This is a genomic window from Bradyrhizobium cosmicum, from assembly GCF_032290525.1.
GTDB lineage: Bacteria > Pseudomonadota > Alphaproteobacteria > Rhizobiales > Xanthobacteraceae > Bradyrhizobium > Bradyrhizobium cosmicum_A.
In genome coordinates this window covers 484916-509593 of the sequence record NZ_JASXTA010000002.1, presented here as the reverse complement: position 1 = coordinate 509593, position 24678 = coordinate 484916, and the positions used below count along the sequence as shown (strand labels likewise).

24 protein-coding genes are annotated in these 24678 nt (G+C 63.7%); 4 read left to right on the top strand and 20 right to left on the bottom strand.

The annotated features are described in order from the left end of the window. Positions 1-161 precede the first annotated feature (161 nt). The 11 genes from QSV46_RS41370 to QSV46_RS06085 all read right to left on the bottom strand — a co-directional run bounded on the left by QSV46_RS41370 (position 162) and on the right by QSV46_RS06085 (position 12031). The gene (locus QSV46_RS41370; protein WP_409997146.1) at positions 162-413 is read right to left on the bottom strand and encodes an ABC transporter substrate binding protein; all 252 of its coding nucleotides are present in this window, start codon (positions 411-413) and stop codon (positions 162-164) included. Continuing rightward, on the bottom strand, positions 392-1144 hold the full coding sequence (locus QSV46_RS06130; protein WP_314947862.1) for an ABC transporter substrate-binding protein: 753 nt from the start codon (positions 1142-1144) through the stop codon (positions 392-394). The genes QSV46_RS41370 and QSV46_RS06130 overlap by 22 nt, the downstream gene beginning before the upstream one ends. A gap of 181 nt (positions 1145-1325) precedes the next feature. Continuing rightward, positions 1326-3659, bottom strand: a complete 2334-nt coding sequence (locus QSV46_RS06125) for a mechanosensitive ion channel domain-containing protein (protein WP_314947860.1) — start codon at positions 3657-3659, stop codon at positions 1326-1328. A 929-nt stretch (positions 3660-4588) separates the two neighbouring features. Continuing rightward, the gene (locus QSV46_RS06120) at positions 4589-5518 is read right to left on the bottom strand and encodes a polyphosphate kinase 2 family protein (protein WP_314947859.1); all 930 of its coding nucleotides are present in this window, start codon (positions 5516-5518) and stop codon (positions 4589-4591) included. After that, the gene (locus tag QSV46_RS06115; protein ID WP_314947857.1) at positions 5478-6497 is read right to left on the bottom strand and encodes a branched-chain amino acid ABC transporter permease; all 1020 of its coding nucleotides are present in this window, start codon (positions 6495-6497) and stop codon (positions 5478-5480) included. Before QSV46_RS06115 ends, QSV46_RS06120 begins: the two co-directional genes overlap by 41 nt. Next, the gene (locus QSV46_RS06110; RefSeq protein WP_314947854.1) at positions 6494-7375 is read right to left on the bottom strand and encodes a branched-chain amino acid ABC transporter permease; all 882 of its coding nucleotides are present in this window, start codon (positions 7373-7375) and stop codon (positions 6494-6496) included. Before QSV46_RS06110 ends, QSV46_RS06115 begins: the two co-directional genes overlap by 4 nt. Positions 7376-7380: 5 nt before the next feature. Continuing rightward, on the bottom strand, positions 7381-8085 hold the full coding sequence (locus tag QSV46_RS06105; RefSeq protein WP_314947852.1) for an ABC transporter ATP-binding protein: 705 nt from the start codon (positions 8083-8085) through the stop codon (positions 7381-7383). Then, positions 8085-8855, bottom strand: a complete 771-nt coding sequence (locus QSV46_RS06100) for an ABC transporter ATP-binding protein (RefSeq protein ID WP_314947849.1) — start codon at positions 8853-8855, stop codon at positions 8085-8087. The genes QSV46_RS06105 and QSV46_RS06100 overlap by 1 nt, the downstream gene beginning before the upstream one ends. A 12-nt stretch (positions 8856-8867) precedes the next feature. Beyond that, the gene (locus QSV46_RS06095) at positions 8868-10178 is read right to left on the bottom strand and encodes an ABC transporter substrate-binding protein (protein WP_314947846.1); all 1311 of its coding nucleotides are present in this window, start codon (positions 10176-10178) and stop codon (positions 8868-8870) included. Between the two features lie 94 nt (positions 10179-10272). Further along, positions 10273-10977: an NUDIX hydrolase gene (locus QSV46_RS06090; RefSeq protein ID WP_314947844.1), complete on the bottom strand. Its 705-nt coding sequence runs from the start codon at positions 10975-10977 to the stop codon at positions 10273-10275. A 25-nt stretch (positions 10978-11002) separates the two neighbouring features. Beyond that, positions 11003-12031, bottom strand: a complete 1029-nt coding sequence (locus QSV46_RS06085) for an ABC transporter substrate-binding protein (RefSeq protein WP_314947842.1) — start codon at positions 12029-12031, stop codon at positions 11003-11005. A gap of 167 nt (positions 12032-12198) precedes the next feature. On the opposite strand from QSV46_RS06085, the gene QSV46_RS06080 reads away from it, so the two are divergent. Next, positions 12199-12522: a cupin domain-containing protein gene (locus QSV46_RS06080; protein ID WP_314947840.1), complete on the top strand. Its 324-nt coding sequence runs from the start codon at positions 12199-12201 to the stop codon at positions 12520-12522. 47 nt (positions 12523-12569) lie between these two features. Here the strand turns inward: QSV46_RS06080 and QSV46_RS06075 are convergent, their stop codons facing one another. Beyond that, complete coding sequence (locus QSV46_RS06075; protein WP_314947838.1) at positions 12570-13355, bottom strand: ABC transporter permease; 786 nt, start codon at positions 13353-13355, stop codon at positions 12570-12572. Further along, the gene (locus tag QSV46_RS06070) at positions 13355-14173 is read right to left on the bottom strand and encodes an ABC transporter ATP-binding protein (protein WP_314947837.1); all 819 of its coding nucleotides are present in this window, start codon (positions 14171-14173) and stop codon (positions 13355-13357) included. Before QSV46_RS06070 ends, QSV46_RS06075 begins: the two co-directional genes overlap by 1 nt. Positions 14174-14305: 132 nt before the next feature. On the opposite strand from QSV46_RS06070, the gene QSV46_RS06065 reads away from it, so the two are divergent. Both QSV46_RS06065 and QSV46_RS06060 read left to right on the top strand, forming a co-directional pair. Continuing rightward, positions 14306-15088 (top strand): ABC transporter ATP-binding protein, encoded by a 783-nt coding sequence (locus tag QSV46_RS06065; protein WP_314947835.1) that lies wholly within the window; start codon positions 14306-14308, stop codon positions 15086-15088. Further along, positions 15085-16644 carry an ABC transporter permease/substrate-binding protein gene (locus QSV46_RS06060; protein WP_314947833.1) on the top strand — a complete coding sequence of 520 codons (1560 nt, stop codon included), beginning with the start codon at positions 15085-15087 and terminating at the stop codon, positions 16642-16644. The genes QSV46_RS06065 and QSV46_RS06060 overlap by 4 nt, the downstream gene beginning before the upstream one ends. 5 nt (positions 16645-16649) lie before the next feature. Here the strand turns inward: QSV46_RS06060 and QSV46_RS06055 are convergent, their stop codons facing one another. Both QSV46_RS06055 and QSV46_RS06050 read right to left on the bottom strand, forming a co-directional pair. Continuing rightward, a complete protein-coding gene (locus QSV46_RS06055; RefSeq protein ID WP_314947831.1) occupies positions 16650-18362 on the bottom strand; it encodes a sulfatase-like hydrolase/transferase in 1713 nt (570 codons plus the stop codon). Between the two features lie 172 nt (positions 18363-18534). Next, positions 18535-19188: a TetR/AcrR family transcriptional regulator gene (locus QSV46_RS06050; protein ID WP_314947829.1), complete on the bottom strand. Its 654-nt coding sequence runs from the start codon at positions 19186-19188 to the stop codon at positions 18535-18537. A 106-nt stretch (positions 19189-19294) separates the two neighbouring features. Here QSV46_RS06050 and QSV46_RS06045 point away from each other — a divergent pair, with 106 nt between their 5' ends. Continuing rightward, complete coding sequence (locus tag QSV46_RS06045) at positions 19295-19915, top strand: hypothetical protein (RefSeq protein ID WP_314947826.1); 621 nt, start codon at positions 19295-19297, stop codon at positions 19913-19915. 7 nt (positions 19916-19922) lie between these two features. On the opposite strand, the gene QSV46_RS06040 is transcribed toward QSV46_RS06045, so the two are convergent. The 5 genes from QSV46_RS06040 to QSV46_RS06020 all read right to left on the bottom strand — a co-directional run bounded on the left by QSV46_RS06040 (position 19923) and on the right by QSV46_RS06020 (position 24676). Continuing rightward, positions 19923-20774 carry an SDR family oxidoreductase gene (locus QSV46_RS06040; protein ID WP_314947824.1) on the bottom strand — a complete coding sequence of 284 codons (852 nt, stop codon included), beginning with the start codon at positions 20772-20774 and terminating at the stop codon, positions 19923-19925. Between the two features lie 527 nt (positions 20775-21301). Then, positions 21302-22321 (bottom strand): ketol-acid reductoisomerase, encoded by a 1020-nt coding sequence (ilvC, locus tag QSV46_RS06035; protein WP_140978497.1) that lies wholly within the window; start codon positions 22319-22321, stop codon positions 21302-21304. A gap of 132 nt (positions 22322-22453) precedes the next feature. Next, positions 22454-23056, bottom strand: a complete 603-nt coding sequence (locus QSV46_RS06030) for a LysE family translocator (RefSeq protein ID WP_314947818.1) — start codon at positions 23054-23056, stop codon at positions 22454-22456. Between the two features lie 7 nt (positions 23057-23063). Next, positions 23064-23939: an EamA family transporter gene (locus tag QSV46_RS06025; protein WP_314947815.1), complete on the bottom strand. Its 876-nt coding sequence runs from the start codon at positions 23937-23939 to the stop codon at positions 23064-23066. A 41-nt stretch (positions 23940-23980) separates the two neighbouring features. Further along, entirely contained in the window at positions 23981-24676 is a 696-nt protein-coding gene (locus QSV46_RS06020) for a class I SAM-dependent methyltransferase (protein WP_314947814.1), read from the bottom strand. Positions 24677-24678: the final 2 nt, after the last annotated feature.

Genomic DNA, 24678 nt, shown 5'->3' with positions numbered 1-24678 from the left:
AAAGCATGATCGCAAAAGGAATCTAGGGCTACGCAAAAAAGCAAGATTATTGGGCGACGGATTTCCGCTTCGGGTCACAAGCAGCCCTCGACCGGATGCGCACGGCAGGTCGGGTACGGGGCCACAAGCGGACTCCTGCGATACTGGAGCATTAAGGACCCTTACTCTATTACCTCGTCCGCACGGTCGAGCAGTGTGTGAGGCACCATCACGCCTAGTGCCCTGGCGGTTTTTAGGTTGATGAGGAGCTCAAATCTGGTGGGTTGCTCCACGGGCAATTCAGCAGGATTTTTACCCTTTAAGATGCGATCGACGTAAACCGCCACGCGGCGAGCCATCGCGCGCTGGTCAACTCCATAGGAGATAAGACCTCCAGCCTCAAGAAGCTCTCTTACGTAGCCGCAGCTCGGCAGATACGCGCAAGTGCCAGGTTCGCGATCACTTTCCTGGCCTGAAAGATCAAGCTTTCGCCGTTAGCGACTACCCCTTGAATGCCAACCTTCACCATCGCATCAAATGCGGGCTCGAAGTCGCTGAGCGAGCGCACCTCGAAGCTTTGGATATCAACGCCGAGCTTGATCCCGGCCTCCGTTGCCTCTTGAACATACAGGCTCGATATTTTGACATTTGGGTTGATGAGTAATCCAACGCGCGTAACCGTCGGGACAATCTCTTTGAGATACTGCAACCGCTTCGCACTTAGCTGGACGGAAAAATTCGACAATCCCGTAACATTCCCACCGGGTCGTGCAAGGCTTTCGACTAGACCGGCTCCGATAGGGTCAAAACCGAACATGAATACTATTGGAATTGTTTTTGTCGCCTTCTTTAAGTGCGGCGCAGCTGCCCCAGCGCCAACCAATACATCACACTTTAAAGATACAAGCTCGGCCGCCATCGTGCCGAAAACCTCGGGTACTTCATTAGGAAAGCGATGTTCTAGCGTTATGTTCTGTCCGTCGACGTAGCCCAGCTTCCTGAAACCCTCAACCAGTGACTGATAGTACGGAGTTTCTTCTTCGATGTTCGCGGCATGCCAGAGCACGCCAACTTTGGGGACGCGAGCCTGCCCCTGCGCGCGCGCTAGGCGTGGCCACATCGCAGCCGTGCTGCCGAGTAATGTGATGAACTCGCGTCGCCTCATGAGCCGCTCCCGGACTGAGACCGCTCACATTTGAGTATAGCAGCTTTTTTGGGTTGTCGCGATACCGCGCCGCCATAACGAAGGAGCCGCAATGTCGGTTCAGGGTCACAAGCCGCCGATCACACGCAAGGTGGGAGACTTCCGCTTTGGATTGGTAAGCCGACGTTTATGGGTACACGCCCTAACCGGCCGCCCGCCGCGGCGTCAGATTGTCGGCGCTGTCGGCCGGCGGTGCGATCTGCATCAGGATGGTCTGGACCGGGGATGCGACCTCGATGCCGTTCTGCTGGAAGCGCAGCTTCATGCGGCGGTTGAATTCGCGCTGGACCGGCCAGCGGCCGGCCTCGGTGCAGCGGATCTGGCCGACGATCGAGACCATGGCGCCGTCGACCTTGTCGATGCCCCAGAGTTCGAGGTCGCCGCGAATTGCCGCGCGAAACTCCGGCTCGCGCCGCATCTCGTCGACAATGTCCTTGAGGATCTGCCCGGCACGATCAGTATCCTCCTTGTAGGCGACATTGACGCTGACGGACGCATTGCCGGCGCCGCGGCTGGCATTGGTGATGGTCGTGACCGCGCTGAACGGCACGATGTGCACGGCGCCGTCGCCGGCGCGCAGGCGAATGGTACGGATCGAGACGTTCTCCACGACGCCGGAGAGCCCGGAGACGCTGACGTTATCGCCCACCTGCACCGTGTTCTCCAGCAGCAGGAACAGACCGGTGATGAGATCCTGCACCAGCTTTTGCGAACCGAAGCCGATGGCGATGCCGACGATGCCGGCGCCCGCGAGCAGCGGCGCGACATTGACGCCGATCTCGCTCAGCACCGTGAGCCCGACCACCGTGGCGATCAGGCAGAGCAGCGCCGTCCGCAGCATCGGCTGGAACGTGCGAAGCCGCGCGGCCCTGGCATAATGCCCGTCGCGCGACAGCGTGTTGATCTGGCGGTCCAGCAGCGCGTTGCTGGCTTCCCAGATTGCTGCCGCGATGAACACGGCGATGCCGACCGTCGCAACGGCCGAGATCAGCCGGCTGCCGATCTGGCCGCCATAGAACCAGACGATGGCATCGACGCCCCAGACTTCGAGCACGGCCACGAAGCCGATGAAGGCGATCACGCCGGATACGATCCGGCGCAGCAGCGGCAGATAGCGGTTGGCGCGGGTCTCCAGCCCGGGAAAGCGCTGGAGGATCTCCGGCTTGATGCGAAAGCCGCGATCGATCAGGCTCAGCGTCACAATGATTGCGACGCGCGTGATCAGCGCCACCACAACGGTTCCGACGAAGTATTGCAGCAGCAGCGAGTAGCCGTTGCGGATGTTGAGCGCCCATACCGCCCACAGCGCGAGATCGAGCGCGATGGCAAGATAGTGCCAGCCGCCGGCGATGCGATTGCGCAGCCGGGCCGCGATCCCCTGCCGTTCGGCCGGGGCACGGATGGCTTCGGCGACCTGACGGCGGCATTGCAGGATGATGACGACGACGAAGAGGTGCACGACCAGCATCACCATGCGCAGCAGCGCCGCATAGCCGGCGCGATGCAGGCCGAGCAGCAGCGCCACATTGGCGAAGGCGACGCCTGATACGGCGACGCCGACGATGCGCCGCGACCAGATCTCGATATAGGCGGCGGTCTCGGCACGCACCGGAATCAGCCCAAACGGTCCCACCAGCGCGCGGACGACGCAGATGAGCCCGCGCGAGAACGCGTAGGCATTGACGACCGCGAGGATGACGAGGCGGGCGGTTGCGGGATCGCCGATCTCCGTGCCGAGCAGTGCGGTTGCGACGCCGATGAAAACGAACACGGGAAGCAGTTCGAGCAGGAGACGCCCGAGAACGAAGGGCAGCCGCAGCAGCGACTGCCAGACCCGCGCCAAATTGTTGCGGCGCTTGTGCAGTTCCGGTGCGGGAGTGACATCGGCGACCGATGATGGCGGATCGGCAATCGGCAGCGCCTGCGCTGGCAGCCGCGCGGTCTGCGGCACGCGCCCCTCCAGGAAGGCGACCGGACGCCGGATCGCGCGGAAGATCACCCACTCCGCCGCGAGGGCGCAGCCGAGCACCAGCGCCAGCTTCCAGGCGATCTCGATCAGGAGATTGTAGGCGGCGGGATCGTTCGCGGTGCGCACGATCCAGTAATAGAAGGCCGGGAAATGTGTCAGCGTCCGCGCGACGCCGGCGATCTCACGCGAGATCTCGCCGATCTCTTCCGACACTGTGAGCAGAAGCTGCGCGCCGAGGCCGTCGGCCGAGAGCGGGATCGGCGATTTCTGCTCGGGCGCGGGCGGCGCCGGCTGCTGCGGGCCCGATACATGCGCGATCGCGCGGAGCGTGTCGATCATCTGCGCGCGCTTCTTGTCGTCCTGGAGCGTCTCCAGCGCCCGCTTGGCCTCGTCCGGCGACAGCGCGGCTGCACTGCTGGCAGCCGGCGGCTCGGCGCGGGCGCTAGAGAGAGACGAGATCGCGAGGAAGAGAGCGGCGAGGAGCGCGGAGGCAAGCTTATGCGACACGAGGATTCCTTAGAAAAACAAATGCGCCCCGGCGGAATCGGAATCATCACCGCCGAAACGCATGCGTCATGTCGGATTGCCGTTATTCGCCCGCGCCCTGTGTCGGAAGTTTGCCGATCAGGCGGCAATCTCTTGGCATTTGCCGCAGCGCAGGATCGAGAACCAGGATCGAGAAGCACGTCTCAACGCCGACTCGCGCCTGCTGGAAGGCGCCGCGCAAAACACTCTCCCGTCATTCCGGGAATCGGACCTGGAATGACGGCGAGGAGGAGAGAGAAAGCAGGTTGTGAGGACATTTGCGACGGTGGCCCTCGTCAAAGGCATCCGTCACAAAAAGCGTGTTGCAGAATGCACAGCGCCGGGCAGGTAGGGGCTTTGCCTTACTGATGCAGCCCGCTAAACCTTGACCCGGCGTGCCGTTCGCGGTTTTTGCCGCTATGCGATAGTCCGAACGAGCTCCATCGCACTTAACGCGGCTGGATTTGCGGAGGTGGAGTCATAGACCTCCCCTTGCTCATGAGGTGGACGTTGCGCGTCGCGTATTCGCGACCACCGTGATGCTCCTCCCGAGACACAAAACTGTCAAGCAGGATCAGCGGCCGCAAGGATCACATTTGGGCGCGAGTTCCTGGATTGCAAAGCATCGCATCGTGAATTGCCGAAGCGAAAGCCACCGACGCCGGCACATGCTTCGACGCTGCAACCGCCGATGTCGAGCGCTTCTGCTCATGATGGGCGACGGGGGGCGATGGTGACATCATGCCCCTGTTTTGCCCGACGAGTCAAATCGAATTCGTAAAATCCGCAATCGCTCGCGCCGTCTCCGTCAAGCCATTGATTTCGCTATCCCCGGCTACTGTGCATGGGGTTGTTTTCGCGGTTTTTTGTCCGTGGCCATGAACGCGCGGGCTTCAGACGCCAGCTGACTGTCACTTCGCGCGCCTCTTGCCTTCCTTGCCCTCTTTCTCCAGCGCCTTGCGCACCAGCTCGAATTCCTCCAGCGAGGCCTTGTCGGCACGGGGAAAGCGCAGGTCGAGCTTTTCCAGCGCCGCAACGATCGCCGAGCCGATCACGACGCGGGCGAACCATTTGTGGTCCGCAGGCACGACATACCAGGGCGCATGAGGCGTCGCGGTGTGGCGGACGATGTCCTGATAGACCGCCTGGTAGCGCGGCCACAGCGCGCGCTCCTTGATGTCGTCCAGGGAGAACTTCCACTGTTTGGCCGGCTCCTCCAGCCGAGCGAGGAAGCGTTCGCGCTGCTCGTCCTTGGACAGGTTGAGGAAGAACTTCAGCACCAGCGTGCCATTGCGGCAGAGGTGGCGCTCGAAGGCGGAGATGTCCTCGAAGCGCTCCTTCCAGATGTTCTTGGTGACGAGCTTTTGCGGCAGCTTCTGTCTGGCAAGGATCTCCGGGTGTACCCGCGTGACCAGGCATTCCTCGTAGTGCGAGCGGTTGAAGATGCCGATATGGCCGCGCTCGGGCAGCGCGACCGCGTGCCGCCAGAGGAAATCGTGGTCGAGCTCCTTGCTGCTCGGCGCCTTGAAGGCAGTGACTTCGCAGCCCTGCGGGTTGATGCCCTCGAAGATTGCCTTGATCGCGGAATCCTTTCCGCCGGCATCCATGGCCTGGAACACGATCAGCACGGACCAGCGGTCCTGGGCGTAGAGCTTCTCCTGGAATTCGATCAGCCGCTTCTTGTTGGCCTCGAGGATCTCCTGCGCCGCCTCCTTGTCGAGATCGCCCTTCTCGTTGGTCTTGTAGTCCTTGAGGTGAAACTTGCCCGATCCATCATAGCGGAACGGCGTGATATAGCGGTCAAGCTCCTGGGCGAGCGATCTGGACGGCTTCTTGTTCATGAGCGCGGGGCACCTTGCGTTGCGGCTTCAATCGGTCGAGCACGCTACCAAGGATACCCTTGGGAAGGAATATGATGAAAAGCACGAGCAGCACGCCGTAAACGAGATTGTCCCAGCCGACCGCCTTGGTGCCGAAGCCGATGCGCAGCGTCTCGGCGAGCAGGATGGTGATGACGGCGCCGAAGGTCGGGCCGAGCGAGACGAACAGCCCACCGACGATGGCGGCGAACACCATCTGGAGCGACACCGCGATGCCGCTGACGGTGTCGGGCGTGATGAACATCTGGTACTGGCAGTAGATCGCCCCGGCGAGCGCCGTCATCAGCGCGCTGAGCAGCGTGATCTTCAGCTTCTCCGCGGTGACGTCGACGCCGGCGGCGGCCGCGGCGTCCTCGTCCTCCGAGATCGCCTCCAGCGCATAGCGTGCCATGCTGCGGTCGACCCAATGCCAGACCACGATGCCGAACAGCCAGATCCCGAGCGCGATCAGGTACCAGGTGATCTTGTCGTCGAATTGCAGCGCCAGCAGCTTGTTGCCGGCCGCCCGGTTCGGCGTGTAGCCGAGCGAGCCGCCGGTGTAGTCGCGCGTCGCGGTGATGACCTGCAGCACGATGCCGGACAGGGCCAGCGTCACCAGCACGAAATAGTGCCCGGTGATGCGGAAGCGGAAGCAGGGATAGCCGACGATCATCGCCAGCGCGCCGGCCGCGACCATGCTGACGGGAATGCCGACCCAGGGCGACCAGCCCAGATGATTCCAGAGCAGCGCGGTGACATAGGCGCCGATCCCCATGAAGCCGCCATGGCCGAGCGAGACCAGGCCGAACCGCCCCATCATCGACCAGGACGTGTAGGCGAACGACCAGATCAGGATCAGCACCAGGATGTGCAGATGATAGGGATCGCGATAGACGAACGGCAGCGCGACCAGCGCCGCCAGCCCTATCCCCCAGGCTGCAAGCCGTCCCTGCCCCATCATCGGCGCCTCGCAAGCAGGCCCGCGGGCCGGATGAACATCATGACGATGAAGAAGGCGAAGGCGAGCACGTAGCCCCATTCGAGATCGGAGAACAGGCCGCCGAGCGAGATGATCTCGGCGAACACGAAGGCGGCGATGAAGCCGCCGATGAAATTGCCGAGGCCCCCGAGCACGCAGATCAGGAAGGTGATCGGCCCGAAGGAGAGGCCGACGAAGGGGTGCACGTCGTATTGCAGCACAAGAAGGCAAGCCGCGAGCCCGGCCAGCGCGCCGCCGAGTGCCGAGGTGACGAGATAGATGCGCTTCGTATCGACGCCCATCAGCGCCATGATCTGGCGGTCCTGCGAGATGGCGCGGATCGCGGTGCCGGTGAAGGTCCTGGTCATGAACAGATAAACCGCAACCATGCCGACCAGCGCGGCCAGGAACGACAGCAGCCGGGCGTAGCTGAAGTTCATGTCGCCGAAAACCAGCACCGGCAGGCGGATGCCGAGGTTGCGGAAGTCGATGCCGAAGGCGACGGTGGCAAAGCTCTGCAGGACGAACAGCACGCCGCCGGTCGCGAGCAACTGGTTGATCGGCGGTGCCGTCAGCAGCGGCGCGATCACGAGGTAGTGCAGCGCCGCGCCGAGGATGCCGACAAGCACGATGGTGAGCGGCGCCGCGACGAAATAGCTGATGCCGTAATACTGCACCAGGAAATACATGGCGTACATGCCGATCATCACGAGCTCGGCGTAGCAGATCCAGGTCACGTCGATGACGCCGAAGATCAGATTGAGCCCGAGCGCGAGCAGCGCGAGCACGCCGCCGAGCAGGATGCCGTTGATCACGGCCTCCAGCAGATAGATGTCGAAAATCTCCAGGAACGCCTGCATGAACCTCACACCCCGAGATACGCTTCCTTGACCGTGTCGCTCGCCAGCATTTCGGCCGAGGTGCCGGACGCCCTGATCGTGCCCGCCTCGATCAGGTAGGCGCGGTCGACCACTTTCAGCACCTGCTGCACGTTCTGCTCGACGATCAGCACGGTCAGGCCGCGGGCGCGGATCCGCTTCACGAGCTCGAACACCTGCTGCACCACCACCGGCGCAAGCCCCGCCGAAGGCTCGTCGAGCAGCAGCAGTTTCGGATTGGACATCAGCGCGCGGCCGATCGCGCACATCTGTTGCTCGCCGCCCGACATGGTGCCCGCCATCTGAGAGCGACGCTCCTTCAGGCGCGGGAACAGTTCGAACACGACGTCGAGACGCTCGGCGTAGTGGCCGCGCGCCTCCTTCATGAAGGCGCCCATCTTGAGATTGTCGTCGACCGTGAGCTGCGGAAACAGCCGGCGGTTTTCCGGCACATGGGCGATGCCGAGGCTGACGATCTTGTGCGGCGGTGTCGCGACGAGATCGACGCTCTCCATTTTGATCGACCCGCGCGAGGGACGGATCAGGCCGGAGATCACGCGCATCAGCGTGGTCTTGCCGGCACCGTTGGGTCCGATGACACCGACGGCTTCGCCCGCCCTCACGTCGAGATTGACGTCGAACAGCGCCTGGAACGTGCCATAGCCTGCATTGACACCGCGGAGCTCCAGCATCATTGGCCTCCCGCGCGGCGGCGCGCTGCTGCGGCCGCGGCCTGCGTGGTCTCGGCATCGGTGCCGAGATAGACCTCGATCACGCGCGGGTCGCCGGCAACGGCACTCGGCAGTCCCTCCGAGATCTTCTCGCCGTGATCGAGCACCATGACGCGATCGACGACACGCATCAGCACGCCCATGATGTGCTCGACCCAGATGATGGTGATGCCGAGCTCGTCGCGGATGTTGCGCAGCATGTCGGCCGCCTGCCCCATCTCGGCCTCGTCGAGGCCGCCGAGACTTTCGTCGGCGAGCAGCAGTTTTGGCGCGGTGGCAAGCGCCTTGGCGAGTTCGAGCTTCTTCAGGCCGGCGGCGCCAAGCCCATCGACGCTGGCATGACGATCGGTGGGCAGGCCGACCATGGCCAGCGACCGCTCTGCCGCTTCTTCCGCCTTGACGCGGCTGTGGCGGCCCTGGCCGTAGAAACCGGCCAGCGCGACGTTCTCGAAGATGGTCAGGCGGCGGAACGGCCGCGGAATCTGGAAGGTGCGGCCGATGCCGCTATTGATGATCCGGTGCGGTGCGAGGCCCGCGATCTCGGCACCGCCGAACAGGATCGAGCCGGAGGTCGGCGCCAGCGTGCCGGAGAGCATGTTGAAGATCGTGCTCTTGCCCGAGCCGTTGGGGCCGATCAGGCCGAGGATCTCGCCCTGGTCGACCTTGAACGACACGTTGTTGACGGCGGTGAAGCCGCCAAACCGCTTCACCAATCCGTTCACTTCCAACACCGGAGCACTCCGCTACTGGTTGCTGTAGGTGGTGCCCTTCGGCAGCGGCAGCACGGCCTCACGCTGCGCCTGGCTCTTCGGCCACACCACGGAGGATTTGTCGTCGATATACTGGATCACGACCGGGAACGAGCGCTCGTTCTGCCCGGCCATCGGCGTACCCTCGCCGTAGAACTTGACGCCAAAGCCGAGCATGGTGCCGCCCTCGGGGATGTCGGTGTCGAGCGCGGCCTTGCGCAGCGCGTCGGGATCGACGCCGCCATATTTCTTGATCGCGCGCGGCAGCACGTCGGCCATGAAGACGTAGGTGTTGGACGCGCCGATGCCGACATGCGCCGAGCGGATGGCGACACCCGGCCTGATCTTGTCGAACTCCTCGCCGACCATCTTGATCACGGCCGGGAGCTTCGGATCCATGGTCTTCTGGTTGGCGAGCCAGATCGAGATCGGGTCGGCGTTGAAGATGTAGGCGGCGTCCATCCCCATGCCCTCCTTCAGCTTCTCATAGACGCCGTAGCCTGCGCCGTGCCCCATCAGTGCGCCGAACTTCAGCCCCTGCTCGCGGGCCTGGCGCAACAACAGCGTGATATCGGGGTTGTAGCCGGTGTGGAAAATGACGTCGGGCTTGGCGCGCTTCAGCTTGGTCACCAGCGCGGAGAGATCAGGCGCGGTCGCCGAATAGCCTTCGTTCATCACGACGTTGAAGCCCGCCTTCTTCGCGCCGGCCTCGTTGCCCCTGGAGACGTCGACGCCATAGGCGCCGTCCTCGTGGATGATCGCGACGCGCAGATCCTTCGGCTCCTTGTCGAACTTCGCCTTGGCGTTCTGCGCGATGAAATCCATCGTCATCATGCCGAACTGATCGCCGCTCGCCTGGGGGCGGAAGACGTATTTGTAGCCCTTCTCGTTGAACACGGCCGACGAGATGCAGGTCGTCATCCACATGAACTTCTTGAGCTGCTCGACGCGTGCGGCCACCGGCACGCATTGCGCCGAGGAGAAGAAGCCGAGCACCATGTCGACCTTTTCCTGCTCGCGCAGGCGGACGGATTCGTTGATGGCAATATCGGGTTTGCTCTGCGCGTCGGCGTAGACCGCCTCGATCTTGTAGCCCTCGACGCCGGTCTTGGCGAAATGGTCGAGGATGATCTTTGCGCCGACATAGTTGAGCTCGGATCCGCCGCCGGCGAGAGGTCCGGTCAGGTCAAAAACAACGCCGATCTTGATTTTCTTCTCTTGAGCCTCGGCCGAAGTCACCAGGCCCGTCGCTGATATCGCAACCAACAGCCCACGTACCAAACGGGCAGCCATGCGCAGGCGCATCAAAACCTCCCTGGACGATTGTGCATTGCATTCGTCTTGCTTATGGTTTGACCCCATCACATGGGCTGAGCGCAGCGATGTCAAGCCTCGCGCGTCAGCGCGATGCGAACTGCTGCTCGACAAAGGCCGTGACAAATCGCGGCATGGACGGCGTGAGATCACTCACCCCGCGCACGAGATGAATGGCCGACAATTCCGGTTCGGCCTCCCGCGCCAGATTGGCTTCGATCCGGGCGCGCGCGGCGTCACCGGGCATGTCAAGGTTGAGAATCTGAATCATTGCAATCGCCTCCTTCGTGACGACGCAGTGCCAATCCGGCTCGGCCCAGTATTCCGTCGCGGTCAGGCCGGTCTCCTCGCCCAGTTCGCGGACGACACTGCCGCGAATGTCGAGCACGCCGTCCCTGATGTCGTCGAGATCGGGCGTGCCCGAGGGGAAATAGATGCGGCCCTCGTTGGCGGTGTGCTGCGCCATCTCGCCCATGATGAAAGCGCCGTCGGAGGTGCGCAGCGCGCCCATGCCGAAGCCATTGAACACCGCCGTGTCGGGAAAGCCCCAGTCGCGCCAGGCGAGGAAGCTCGCGAAATCGGTTTCGAAGTAGGTCGCAGCCAGATGGCCGTCCGTAAACACGGCATCCCGCCCGAGCAGGACGCGGCCATTCCAGAGCCTCGGCCGCTCGCGCTGCTTTTCGGCGAAGTGCGCGGTGATGTCGGCTCGGCGCTCTTCCGCGAACGCCCAGACGATCGGCCGCACGGCAAGATCAAGCGTCGTGACGCGATGAATGACCAATGACGTCATGACGCCTGATTACAATGTCTTCGCATCAGTTTTTGGCGCTCCCCGTGGTCTTCTTGGCTTGATCGACGTATTTGTTGGTAAAAGTCTTGCTGACGTCGATCTTGGCATTCGCCACCTCGGGCGAGCCGACACTGAACACGGCGAGCACGGCATCGGCGCCCTTCGGGTCCATCTTGCCGGTTTCGGAGAACATCGGGATCGTGTTCTTCAGCGCGGCGAGATAGAGGTCCTTATTCTTGCCGACCAACTCATCCGGCATCTTCGCCATGATCTCCTCGGGCGAATGCGAATGGATCCAGGCAATCGTAGCGAGCATTGCATTGGTGAGCGCCTGCGTTTCCTTCTCGTGGGCGTTGATCCAGGCAACGGTCGAGTACAGCGCGCCGCCCGGATATTCGCCGCCGAACGTCTCGAGCGTATCCTTCTGGGTGCGGGTGTCGCTGAGGATGCGCAGATCCTTGTGGCTGCCCTGGAGCACGGTGACGGAGGGATCGAGCATCACGGCCGCATCGATCTGCCCCTGCTCCATTGCGGCGACCGCGGTGGCGCCGAGGCCGACGCCGATCACGGCGACGCTGGCAGGATCGAGCCCATTCTTCTTCAGCATATACTTCAGGAAGAAGTCGGTGGAGGAGCCGGGCGCGCTGACGCCGACCTTCTTGCCGGCGAGATCCTTGATCGACTTGATTTCGTTCGTGTGCGAGGGCGAGACCACCAGCACGAGGCCGGGATAGCGGTCATAGACCACGAAGGCCTGAAGCTCCTGCTTCTTGGCGGCAAGATTGACGCAATGGTCGAAATAACCGGAGACCACGTCGGCGCTGCCGCCGAGCACCGCCTTGAGCGCGTCCGAGCCGCCCTTGAGGTCGACCAGTTCGACGCTTAGGCCGGCCTTGTCGTATTCGCCGAGCTGCTTTGCCAGCACCGTCGGCAGATAGCACAGGCAGGCACCGCCGCCGATAGCGATGGTGACCTTGCTTTGCGCTGCGGCAAGCGAGGTGGTGAGCGTCAGCGCGAGCAGCGCGCCGGCGAGCCTGGCAATCGTGTTCTTCATTGGTTTCCTCCGTTCGGCTGGCGGCACCATAATGCAGCGCACCGGGCTTGAGAAGCACAACCAGGCTCTGGCCATCGGCCTTTCAGCGCAATAGCATGAACCGACAAGAACAATTCTCGATGGGGAGGAGTCCATGAATCGCTTTGTTGCCGGGCTGTCGATCGCCGATGGAGGGCGACGCGCTCGGGAACGCCAACGCTGTCGGCTACCGTTCCAAGATGTTCGCTAGCGCCGACGGCGCCACCATCTCGATCCAGGTCGGCAATGTGCCCAAGCACATGCATCCCAACACCAACGAGATCCAGTATATCCTGGATGGGACCGGGACGATCTGGCTCGGCGACAAGGAGGTCACGGTGAAGCCGGGTGACCTCGTCATCATCCCGAAGAGCACGCCGCATGGCGGCACCAAGCCGATCAGCGGACAGGTCAAGGCGATCGCCATCAAGACGCCGCCGCAGGCGCCTGACGACACCAAGCTGCTGGATTGAGCTTTCGCGATTGGGGCTCGCGCGGATGCGCGGGCGCCCCGCTTCGGTCAGCCGCGTCCGTCCGCGGTCGGCCGCCAGACCAGGAGACGTCGCTCCACCAGCGTGACGCCGAAATCGATCAGGATCACGAAGGCCGACAGCACGAACATGCCGGCGAATACGCCGGCGACGTCGAAGATGCCTTCGGCCTGCTGGATGAGATAGCCGAGCCCCGCCGCCGACCCCAGATACTCGCCGACGACGGCGCCGACCACGGCGAAGCCGACCGAGGTGTGCAGCGACGAGAACATCCAGGACAGCGCCGATGGCCAATAGACGTGCCGCATCAATTGCCGCTCGCTCATGCCGAGCATACGGCCGTTGTCGAGCACGGTGCGGCTGACCTCCTTGACGCCCTGATAGACGTTGAAGAACACGATGAAGAACACCAGCGTCACGCCGAGCGCGACTTTGGACCAGATCCCGAGGCCCAGCCACAGCGCGAAGATCGGCGCCAGCACCACGCGCGGCAGTGCGTTGACCATCTTGACGTAAGGGTCGAACACCGCGGCAACCAGTGGCTGGCGCGCGAACCAGAAGCCGACCAGCACGCCGCCGGCCGATCCGATCACGAAGGCCAGCACCGATTCCGTCAGCGTAATGCCGAGATGCTTCCAGATCACGCCGGATGAGAACCACTTCACGATCTGGGCAAAGACGTCGAAGGGATTGGAGAAGAAGAACGGCGGCAGCAGGATCTTGCCGAATATGGGGACGGTCGACAGCACTTGCCACAGCACAATGCCGACGACCGCGACCAGGACTTGCAGCGCGAGCAGCGTCGGGCGCGACATCAGACCGCCTCCGCCGCGTGAGTGGACTGCGCGTAACCCTTCATCACCTCGTCCTTGAGCACGCTCCATATCTCGCGGTGGAGCGCGTGGAACTCCTTGTCCAGCCGCACCTCGAAAATGTCGCGTGGGCGCGGCAAGCTCACGCGCCAGTCGCCGATGATGCGCGAGGACGGTCCCGCCGACATGATCACGACGCGGTCGGCGAGCGCGATCGCTTCTTCGAGATCGTGGGTCACGAACAGCACGGCCTTGCGATCCGCATTCCAGAGATCGAGCAGCAGATTGCCCATCACCTGGCGGGTCTGCGCATCGAGCGGTCCGAACGGCTCGTCCATCAGCAGGATTTTCGGATCGCGGATCAAGACCTGCGCCAGCGCCACGCGCTTGCGCTGGCCGCCCGAGAGCATATGCGGATACCGATTGGCGAAGGCGCCGAGGCCCACGGAAGTGAGCCATTTCTGCGCCCGCGGCAGCGCCTCTGCGCGCGGCGTGCCCTTGATCTCGAGCCCGATCGCGACATTGTCGAGCGCGGTCTTCCAGGGGAACAGCGCGTCGGCCTGGAACAGGTAGCCGGCATCCCGGTTCAGCCCCGCAAGCGGCCGGTCGAATATCTTGACGCTCCCGGCGGCCGGCTTCAGCAGCCCTGCCGCGACGTTGAGCAACGTCGATTTCCCGCAACCGGTCGGCCCGACGATGGCTACGAACTCGCCCTGTGCGACCGCCAGATGCGCCTTCTCCACCGCCGTATAGACCCGTCCGTCCCCGAGGTGGAACGCGACCTCAGCGTCTTCCAGCGCCACTGCCGTCGGCGTCGTCATGTATTCCCTCCAAATTTGGTCCGATGCCTTAGCCGCTCGCGCGGCCAAGTTCAATCAAGCCGCCAAGCGTGCTACGCATGGGCCTCATCATCCCCTCCCTCCACGGGCGGGTCAGCGAAGTGAGCCCGCCCGATGCCCTCCCGGCCGATGATCGGCTATGCCCGCGTCACCAAGAGCTTCGGTCCGCTCAAGGCGGTCGACGATGTGTCGCTCGACATCGTCGAGGGTGAGTTTGTGGCCGTCGCGGGCGGCTCCGGCTCGGGCAAGACGACGCTGCTGCGGCTCGCCAACCGGCTGATCGAGGCGGACGGCGGCACCGTCACGGTCGAAGGCGAGGACGTGCAATCCGTGGATCCGGTCGCGCTGCGGCGCCGGATCGGCTACGTCTTCCAGAGCGGCGGACTGTTTCCGCATTTGAGCGTGGCCGACAACATCGGGATCACGCCGAAACTGCTGGGCGTGCCGGCGGTGGAGATCACGGAGCGTGTCGACGAGTTGTTGGAGCTCGTGCAGCTCGACAGGACCGCACACCGCGACCGCCTTCCAGAGACGCTGTCGGGCGGCCAGCGCCAGCGTGTCGGTGTTGCGCGGGCGCTCGCGGCCGGTCCCCGCATCGTGCTGATGGATGAGCCGTTCGGCGCGCTCGATCCCCTCACCCGGGATGCGCTCGGCGACGACTATCGTTCGCTGCATCGCCGCCTCGGCCTGACCACCGTGATGATCACCCATGACATGACGGAGGCGATCCTGCTCGCCGACCGCATTGCGGTGATGCGCGCCGGAAAGCTGCTGGCGCAAGGCACGCCCGCGGAGCTCTCGAAGAGCAGCGACGATTACGTGCTCGAACTGTTGCGCACACCACGGCGGCAAGTCGAACGATTGAACGCGCTCTTGCCACAGAGCGGTGCGGCATGAGCCTGTTCGCCGACCCGCGCTGGGGCGAGGCGCTGTCGCACTTGCCCGACTATCTCGGCAACCACGTGCGGGTGAGCCTGGCCGCATTGGCGCTTGGCCTGATCGTCAGCCTCCCGCTGGCCATTCTCACCCGCAACCGGCCGGCGCCGCGAAGTATCCTGCTCGCGCTCGCCAGCATCGTGCAGACCGTGCCGGGTCTGGCGCTGCTCGCGCTGTTCTATCCGCTGCTGCTCGCGGCCGCCTCGGTCACGCTGGCCTGGTTCGGTGTCTCCTTTTCCGCCTTCGGCTTCCTGCCGGCGATGCTGGCCCTGGCGCTCTATTCCATGCTGCCGGTGCTGCGCAACGGCATCACCGGGCTCAACGGCATCGATCCGGCGCTGGTCGAGGCCGCCAAGGGCGTTGGCATGACCGCACGGCAGTCGCTCGTGATGGTCGAGCTGCCGCTGGCGCTGCCGGTGATGATGGCCGGGATCCGCACCGCCGCGGTGTGGGTGATCGGCACCGCGACGCTCTCGACCCCGATCGGGCAGACCAGTCTCGGCAATTACATCTTTGCCGGGCTTCAGACCCAGAACTGGGTGTTCGTGCTGTTTGGCTGCGTTGCATCGGCCCTGCTGGCCCTTGCCGTCGATCAGCTGCTCGGGCTGATCGAGAGCGGCCTGCGACAACGCAGGCGCACGCTTACAGCGCTTGGCGGCATCGGAATCGCGGCACTGGTCGCCGCGACGCTGGTGCCGACGATGGGGCGCTCTTCACAAAGCTACGTCGTCGGCGCCAAGACCTTTGCCGAGCAATATGTGCTGTCGGCCCTGCTCAGGGATCGCCTCCAGACGGCAGGCCTGTCGGCCACGGCGCGATCGGGCCTCGGCTCCAGCGTGATCTTCGAGGCGCTGAAGGCCGGCGACATCGATCTCTACGTCGATTATTCCGGCACGCTCTGGGCCAACCAGCTTCATCGCGCCGACATCAAGCCACGCGCGGAGCTGCTGGCGGATTTGAAGATGTCGCTCACCAAGGACAATATCACCCTGCTCGGCGAACTCGGCTTCGAGAATGCCTATGCGATGGTGATGCCGAAGAGACGCGCTGATGCGCTTGGCATCCGCACCATCGCCGATCTTGCCGTCCATGCGTCAACGATGTCGATTGCCGGCGACTACGAGTTCTTCTCCCGCCCCGAATGGGCCGCGTTGCAAAAGGCCTATGGGCTCCAATTCCGAGCCCAGCGCCAGATGCAGCCGGACTTCATGTATGCTGCGGTCGCCAGCGGCGAGGTCGACGTGATCGCCGGCTACACCAGCGATGGCCTGATCGCGAAATACGACCTCGTAACGCTGGACGATCCCCGACACGCAATCCCGCCCTATGACGCGATCCTGCTGCTTGCACCAAAGCGCGCCGGTGACGAGAAATTGCAGGCGGCGCTCAGTCCATTGCTCGGCAAGATCGACATCGCCACCATGCGCGAGGCAAACCTGCGCGCCAGCGGCAATGATGCGAACTCATCGCCCGACGCGGTGGCGAAGTGGCTGTGGGACAAGGTAGCCAAGCAATAGGCCGCCTACAGTCCCCGTATCATCCCCGCATTGATCAGCAGCCGGTTCAGCCGCCTTGCCTCGGCGCCGTCCTTGCAGCCGTAGAAGATGCCCTTGCAGCGGAGCATGATCTGCTTCTGCTCGGCGAAGGACGGATCGAGCGGAATGCCGGCAGCTTCCTGGATCACCAGCGGCAGATACGGGCCGTCGACCGTGTCCATTACGGCCTCGCTCTTCACCGGCTCGAAATTGACGGCGTCGATCGCGTAATAGGTCCCGTAGAGACGGGGATCGTAGCCGTCGAGCTTCTTGCCGAGAGCGCCCTCGTCGAGCCCGGGCTCGAGGATAGCAGGCGCAAACTCGGGCTGATGATCGCCATAGCGCACGATCAGGAAGGGCTCGCCGGGGAAGTTCTTCTTCAGCCCTGCGATGAACGCCTTGTACTGCTCGGCGCTCATCGCCTGCCGCCGCAGATATTCGTCGATAGACGGCGCGTTGCCCGGCGCGCGCCAGGTCGGCATCAGGTCCGGGCGAAAGCGCGTCTCCCAGGGGAAATGATTGGCGCCGAGATAGATGAAGGTGAACAGCGGCTTGTTGGGCGGCTGCTGGCCCATCAACTGAAGCGCCTTGTCGTAGAAGAAGCTGTCGGGCTCGACATCCTTGGCGCCGAGATCCTTCGAATCGAGGAAGCGTTCGATGCCGGTCGTCATCTGAAAGCTGCGCGCCGCCATGAAGCCGCCATAGGCTGGATAGAGCGACAGCGTGTCATAGCCGCAGCGGCGCAGGGCCAACGGCAGGCCACGCTCGACGCGGTTTGACGCGATGCGCGTCACGAAATAGGCAAAGCGGCCGAACGAGCGCGAGGAAAGCCCTGCAAGCACGTTGTACTCGGTGAACCAGCTCGGCCCGCCATTGCTCTCGGCCAGAAACATGCGCTGCTTGCCGTCCCAGGACTTGAAGTGATTGCCGTAGCCCTGCGGCACCTTGATGCCCTGCGCGGCGCGAATGTCGAAGCTGGACTCATCATGAATCATGATGATGTTCGGCCGGCGTGCGGCGGGGTGGCAGGCGTCGACCAGCGGCATGTTGAGGCGCTCGTTGGTCGAGGCGGCCGACTCCATGAAACCATATTGCGCGAAGTCGGAGACCGCGCTGACGCCGGAGCGGAAGAATTTCGAGAGATAGCCGTCGTCGTAATAGCCGCGCCAGGCCTCGTCCGGATGATAGAGCGAATAGCCGACCAGCGCGGCGACACAGGTGAGCATGGAGGCGAGTGCCGGCAAACGGCGAATGCGGAAGCGGTCGAGCCACCACAGCGCATACATCAGCGGCAGCGTGACGAGGCCGGCTGATATCACCGACCAGCGCAGGTTCGGGAAGATCGTGAACAGGAACGCCACCGTGTCGCGGTCGATCATCATCAGGTCGATGAAGTTGACCGTCATCTGCACGACGTCGTGCTTGAGCCGCGACAGCAGCACCAGCAGGACGACCACGGTCAGAGACAGCGCGCCGGACAATGCCGGCCGCCGCAGCAGCGCGATCCAGAAGAAGTTGAGGATGCCCCAGGCCAGTGCGAAGGAGAGCCGCGAGCCGAAATCGGTCTCGGTCTCGTACATCAGGCCGAGCGCCGCGAGATGGGGCGCAGCGACCGCGAGCAGCCGCCAGAGGCCGAGCGCGGCGACGCTGGCCAGCGCGGCGGTCGTGGCAGAAGGACCTGGATTGGGCGCGGACGCCATCGACGACACGCAACTTCTGGTCCGGCGCGGGAGGCCAGCCGTCTGGCCCCCCAGCGCCGTCCAGCGCAGCCGGATGCCTGCGCCATGTCATAAAACTGTAATTGAACGGTCACGGACAAGCAACGCAGGCCGCGCTTGGATCTTCGCTTAATGTGGCGAACGGCAACCGACTCTAGTGCTTGGCGATCCCCGTGATGAACAGGTCGATCACCCCTTCCGCCATCCGGTCGATCTCGCCCTGCTCCACGCCCCAGCGCGGCAAGTGGCCGTCGAGATTCATCCGGGCGAAACCGTAGACCAGGGCGCGGCCTGCGATCTGGATGCACTTGACGTCCGCCGAGCGCAGCAGGCCCTGCCCCGCCGCGTCGGTCAGCATCTGCTCAGTGAGCGCAACCAGTTCGGCATTGTCGCGCGTCAGCTCAGCGGAGCTGCCATGGGCGAAATAGCGCCCCGTGGAGATGATCTCGAAGTGTGCGGGATTGCGCATCGCCCAGCGCAGATAGGCAAGGCCGAAGGCGCGGAAGCGGCCGAGCGCATCGGTGGCCGGGGCCTCGCCCAGCGCCATCTCGATCTCGGTGCGAAAGCGCCGCTGTGCCTCCTCCGCGACCGCCGCCATCAGGGCATCGCGATTGGGAAAGTGCCGGAACGGCGCGCCCGGTGACACGGCTGCCCGGCGTGCAGCCTCGCGTACCGAGACTTCTGTCCCCTCCGCAGCCAGTTGCAGCGCAGCATCTATGAGGACGCGGCGAAGGTCACCATGATGATACGGCCGGGCTTCGGGCGTTTGGCGGCGGGCGCGCGGCTTGGAAGGCTGTCGGGCAGGCATGGAGCTTCCTAGCATCACCCGAACGTGAATGTAAGCAGCGATTACACCATTGACGATCTCGTCGCCCTAAAATGTAATCGATGATTACATGATGGAGGAGATTGCCATGTCGCAACGTCAAAGCTGGCTCGAAGGCGGGCGGCTGCTGGCGGCCCTCACCTTGAGCCTCATCGCGCTGAGCCTGTGGATCGCTGCGATGCGGCAGTTCGAGGTCGAGGGCGTGCGGATGGTGATCCGCTTCACGGCACGAAGCTCGCTGCTGCTGTTCTGCCTTGCCTTCAGTGCCGCGGCGCTGGCGCGGCTGTGGCCAAACGCCTGGACGCGCTGGCAGCGCCGCAACCGCCGCTATCTCGGCTTAGGCTTTGCGGCCTCCCACGCGATCCATGCAGTCGCGATCGTCGCCTTCGCCAGGATGGATCCGGCGGCCTTTGCGGACACCACATCAGCCGCCTCCTACATCTTCGGCGGCATCGGCTATGCATTCGTCATCGCCATGAGCGCGACCTCGTTCGATCGCAGCGCCGCACTGATCGGACCGCGCGCTTGGCGCGCGCTGCACCTCGTCGGCGGCTACTATCTCTGGTTCCAGTTCATGGTGTCGTTCGGCAAGCGCGTGCCGGCGATGCAGCTTTACGCCGCCTTCCTCATTCCGCTGCTCGCCGTGATGGCGCTGCGGCTGATCGCGATGGTCGCCCATCCACGCGGACGGACGGCCGAGGCGAGCTGAACGCCGATCAGGCCTGTGGAAGCAACCCGAGCCGCTTGGCGATGATGCGGTCGAGCGTCCGCTTCGGCAGCATCGCGCCGATCAGATGACGGACCGGGTCCGGCGTGATCTGGTAACGCACCTTGGGGCTCGCCACCGTCAGTGCCTCGAACACCACCTCGGCGATGCGCTCTGCCGGCAGGCCCTTGGCGCCGAGCTCCATCATGAACGCCATGACCTTGTTGAGCGCCGGCAGATAGGGCGAATTCTGGTAGACGGAGAGGTCGATCTGTTCGGCCTTGCTCCAGATCGGCGTCTTCACCGCGCCGGGGGCGACGATGATGACGTCGATGCCGAACAGCATCAGCTCGCGGCGCAGGCTTTCCGACAGCCCTTCGATGGCATGCTTGGATGTGCAATAAGGCGCCGACAACGGATTGCCGTTCCTGCCCGCAACCGAGCTGATCATGACGACCCGCCCCTTCGGCCCCGTCAGCGACGGATCGGCACCGAGCAGTGGCCCGAACGCCTGCGTGGCGATGACGGGGCCGATGACGTTGATCTCCATCTGGCGACGGAAATCATCCGCCGACAATTCGAGCACGGGACCGGCGACCGCGATGCCGGCATTGTTGACGAGGCCGGCCAGCGTCTCGCCAGCCAGCACCTCGCGCACATTTCGCGCGGCAGCGAGAACCGCGGCCTCGTCGGTGACGTCGAACAGCAGCGGCGTGAAATTCGTGCCGAACTCACCTTTGAGCCGGTCGGCGTCGGCCTGCTTGCGGACGCTGCCGAAAACGCGATAGCCGCGCCCGATCAAAAATTTCGCAATGGCCCAGCCGATGCCGGTGGATGCGCCGGTGACGACGACAGATCGCATGGTCTTTCCCCCTTTAGAGCCCCGCAATCAATGTAGGAGGAACTCGATGGTACGCAATGCCGTCGACTTCTCGAGCCGCGCAACGATGGGTGTTTGGCGCGAGTGGGACGCACTGCAAGAAAGCGCGACGGGGGTCGGTTCTTAAGATGAAGCAGTGCGCGAACGTCGAAAAGTGGAATTGATTGCGCGATGAGAGTGCAGATGAAGATCCGAATCCTAGTCTCTGAAGACGCAGTGCTTTTGGCGATCGCCGGATACTGAAAAAGTTCTGAAAAACGACGAGGGCCAAGAATGTGGTTTAAGCGTCAGTTCTTGCCACTCTGAGAGCACTTCAACTCGCGAAGAACTTGAATGAAGCAGCAATGCTTCGCGCGAGACGGAAGGAGCGAGACCGCTGTTTGCGATCTCGCTCAGATATAATCGCGAAGATTTAAGATTTGGTTTGGCGCGTGAGTCTTATTGTTCTTCTCGCATCCGCGTCCCGAACGTAGCGCGTCAGAGACGCGCTGCGCCCAGAGAACGGCGACTTAGTTCTTCGACTTATCGACCAGCGCGCCCTTCTTGATCCAGGGCATCATGTCGCGCAGCTTGGCGCCGACTTCCTCGATCGGGTGCTGGGCGAGCTTGGCACGGGTCGCCTTGAACGAGGTCTGGTTGACTTTGTTCTCGAGCATCCAGTCGCGGGCGAACTTGCCGCCCTGGATGTCGGCGAGGACGCGCTTCATCTCGGCCTTGGTCTCGGCGGTGACGATGCGCGGGCCGGTGACGTACTCGCCGTACTCGGCGGTGTTGGAGATCGAGTAGTTCATGTTGGCGATGCCGCCTTCATAAATCAGGTCGACGATCAGCTTCACCTCGTGCAGGCATTCGAAATAGGCCATCTCGGGGGCGTAGCCGGCTTCGACCAGGGTCTCGTAACCGCCCTTGATCAGCTCGACCAGACCGCCGCAGAGCACCACCTGCTCGCCGAACAGGTCGGTCTCGCACTCCTCCTTGAAGGTGGTCTCGATGATGCCGGCACGGCCACCGCCGACAGCCGAAGCGTAGGACAGGCCGAGATCGTGGGCATTGCCCGAGACGTCCTTGGCGATCGCGATCAGGCAGGGCACGCCGCCGCCGCGCTGATATTCGGAGCGAACGGTGTGGCCGGGCCCCTTCGGCGCGATCATCAGCACATCGAGGTCGGCACGCGGATCGAGCAGGTTGAAGTGAACGTTGAGGCCGTGCGCGAACACGAGGGCGGCGCCCTTCTTCATGTTGTCGTGCAGGTGCTCGCGATAGATGTCGCCCTGGAGCTCGTCCGGGGTCAGCATCATGACGAGGTCGGCCCATTTGGCGGCTTCGGCGACGTCCATCACCTTGAAGCCCGCGGCTTCCGCCTTCTTGACCGAGCCGGAGTCCTTGCGCAGCGCAATGGCGACTTCCTTGACGCCGGAGTCCTTGAGGTTGAGCGCATGGGCGTGGCCCTGGCTGCCATAGCCGACGATGGCGACCTTCTTGCCCTTGATCAGGTTCAGGTCGGCGTCGCGATCGTAATAAACACGCATGGTCGTTTCCTCATTCAGGGCCAGAATCGGCCAAAGGTCAGTGTCCGAAGGGCGAAATTTGCGGATTTCGGGGGCTGTCTAGAGCATTTTGGCCCCTGAAGGAAACCCGTTTCTGCATGGAAATCCGCGACATCATGCATCCACGAAAACGGGGTAGAGGGAGGCGAGTAGCAGGAGCGCCATCAGGATATTGAAGGCGCGGACCAGCCGCTCGGAGGTCAAGACCGGCCGTAGTGCACTGCCGAACAGGGCCCAGACCACGGTCGAGACCGTGCCGACGAGCAGGCTGATCAGGGTCTGGATCGCGATGTTCAGGGGGAATCGGGCGATCGCCGCATAGGCGGTGATGGTGCCGATCACGATCACCCAGCCCTTGGCGTTGACCCATTGGAACATGGCCGCGCCCCAGAAGGTCATCGGCCCGCGGCCGCTCGCGCCACCCGGCGCGCTCGGGCCGGACATGGCTATCACGGCGGCGAGATAGATCAGGTAGGCGGCGCCGGCATATTTCAAAATCGTCTGGAGGATCGGGTAGGCCAGGAACACGGTGCCGAGCCCCAGGCCCACCGCAGCAACCATGAAGGCAAAGCCGATGACGATGCCGGCGATGTGCGGGATGGTGCGCCGGAAGCCATAAGTGAGGCCCGAGGCCAGCAGCATGATGTTGTTCGGCCCGGGGGTGAAGTACATTACCACCATGAAGGCGAGGAAGGCATAGAAGAGCGAGGAGGCCATGTTCACCTCACGCGGTCTTCGGCAGGATTTGGGGGCGCTTCGCCAGCACCATCACCGCGATACCGCCGATCACGGTGATCATGCCGGCAAGACGTAGCGGTCCGAACCGTTCACCGAACACGATGCTGGAAGCGGCCGAGCCGACGAACGGCACGAGCAGCGCGAACGGCACCACTTGCGCCGCGGGATAGTCACGCAGCAGCCGGCCCCACAGCCAATAAGCGATGCTGGTCGAAATACCGCCTAGCGCCAGCATGCAGAGCGCAGCGGTCGGCGACATGTGCGTCAGCGATGTCCAGGTCGATCCCGGGCCGTTGGTGATCAGCGCGAGCACGAACAGCGGCACGGCCGACGCAAGGCACAGCCAGGCGAAAAGGTCGAACATCGGCACGCCACGCGCGCCACGCAGCAGGATATTGCCGACGGCAAAGCTGATGGGAGCGATCATCAGCACGGCAAACGCGCCGACGCTGAAATCATAGCCGACGGTGCCGCAGATCATCAGAAGGCCAACTGCAGAGATGGCGACGCCGAGCGTCTGCACCGGCGTCGGGCGTTCGCCGAATGCGGCCGCGGCAAAGCCGATCGTGAACAGCGCCTGGCTCTGCACGACGACGCTGGTCAGACCGACCGGCACGCCATGGGCGATGCCATAGGCCTGACTCAGGAACTGGCCGAGGAACAGCGTGAAACTGATCGCGACAAGCAGCGACCAGGCGATCTTCGGCTTGCGAATGAACAGGCACGGCACCGCGGCGATGGCAAAGCGCAGCGCCGTCATCAATTCCGGTGAAAGCTCGTCGAGCGCGATCCGGCTCGCCACGAAGGCAAGGCCCCAGGTGATCGCCACCAGGATGGCGATGAGGATGTCGGCCGGCTTCATTGTTGTTTTCCGGTTCTGCCCTGTCGTGCAGCCCTATTGTTTTAGCCTTGCTCGCCGGCCTTCGGTTTGCGCAAAAGATACGTGCCGTGCATGGGCGCGTGATAGTCGGCCGAGACCAAGGTGAAGCCGACGTCGGTCAGCATCCGCTCCATCACCCAGCCGAAAGTGGAATATTCGTCGCGCATATGCGTCACGACGCTCTCGCGCGAGAAGTCGTGGTTCTTGATCTGGTAGTCGGCCCATTGCTCGACATCGCGCTCGATCGCGTCGGGCATCGAGACATAGACGATGTCGCGCAGATAGAAGCTCGCACCTGGCTTCAACGCGCGAAAAATCCGCGACATCGCCACCGCCTTCCAGAAGTCCGGCAGATGGTGCAGCGTGAACTCGCTGACGATCAGATCGTAGGATCCCGGCTGATAGGCAAAGCTGAGCAGGCCGGCAGACTGCGTGCGCACGGGCGCCTTGCGGTCGCGGGCGTAGATCTCGGCCAGCGCCAACATCGCCGGCGAGATGTCGATGGCGTCGACCTCGGCGCCCATCAGCGCCGCTTCGGTGGCGAGCACGCCGTTGCCGCAGCCGATGTCGGCGATCCGCCAGCCGCGCTGCACCCCGAGCATTTTCAGCGCGGCGCGCGCCCGCAGATCGGCATCGTCATGGGCGTCGTAGATCGAGGCCACCGCCGGCCCGATCCCCATCCGGTTCCGCTCGTTGTAGTACCAGTCGCGCGCCAGCATGG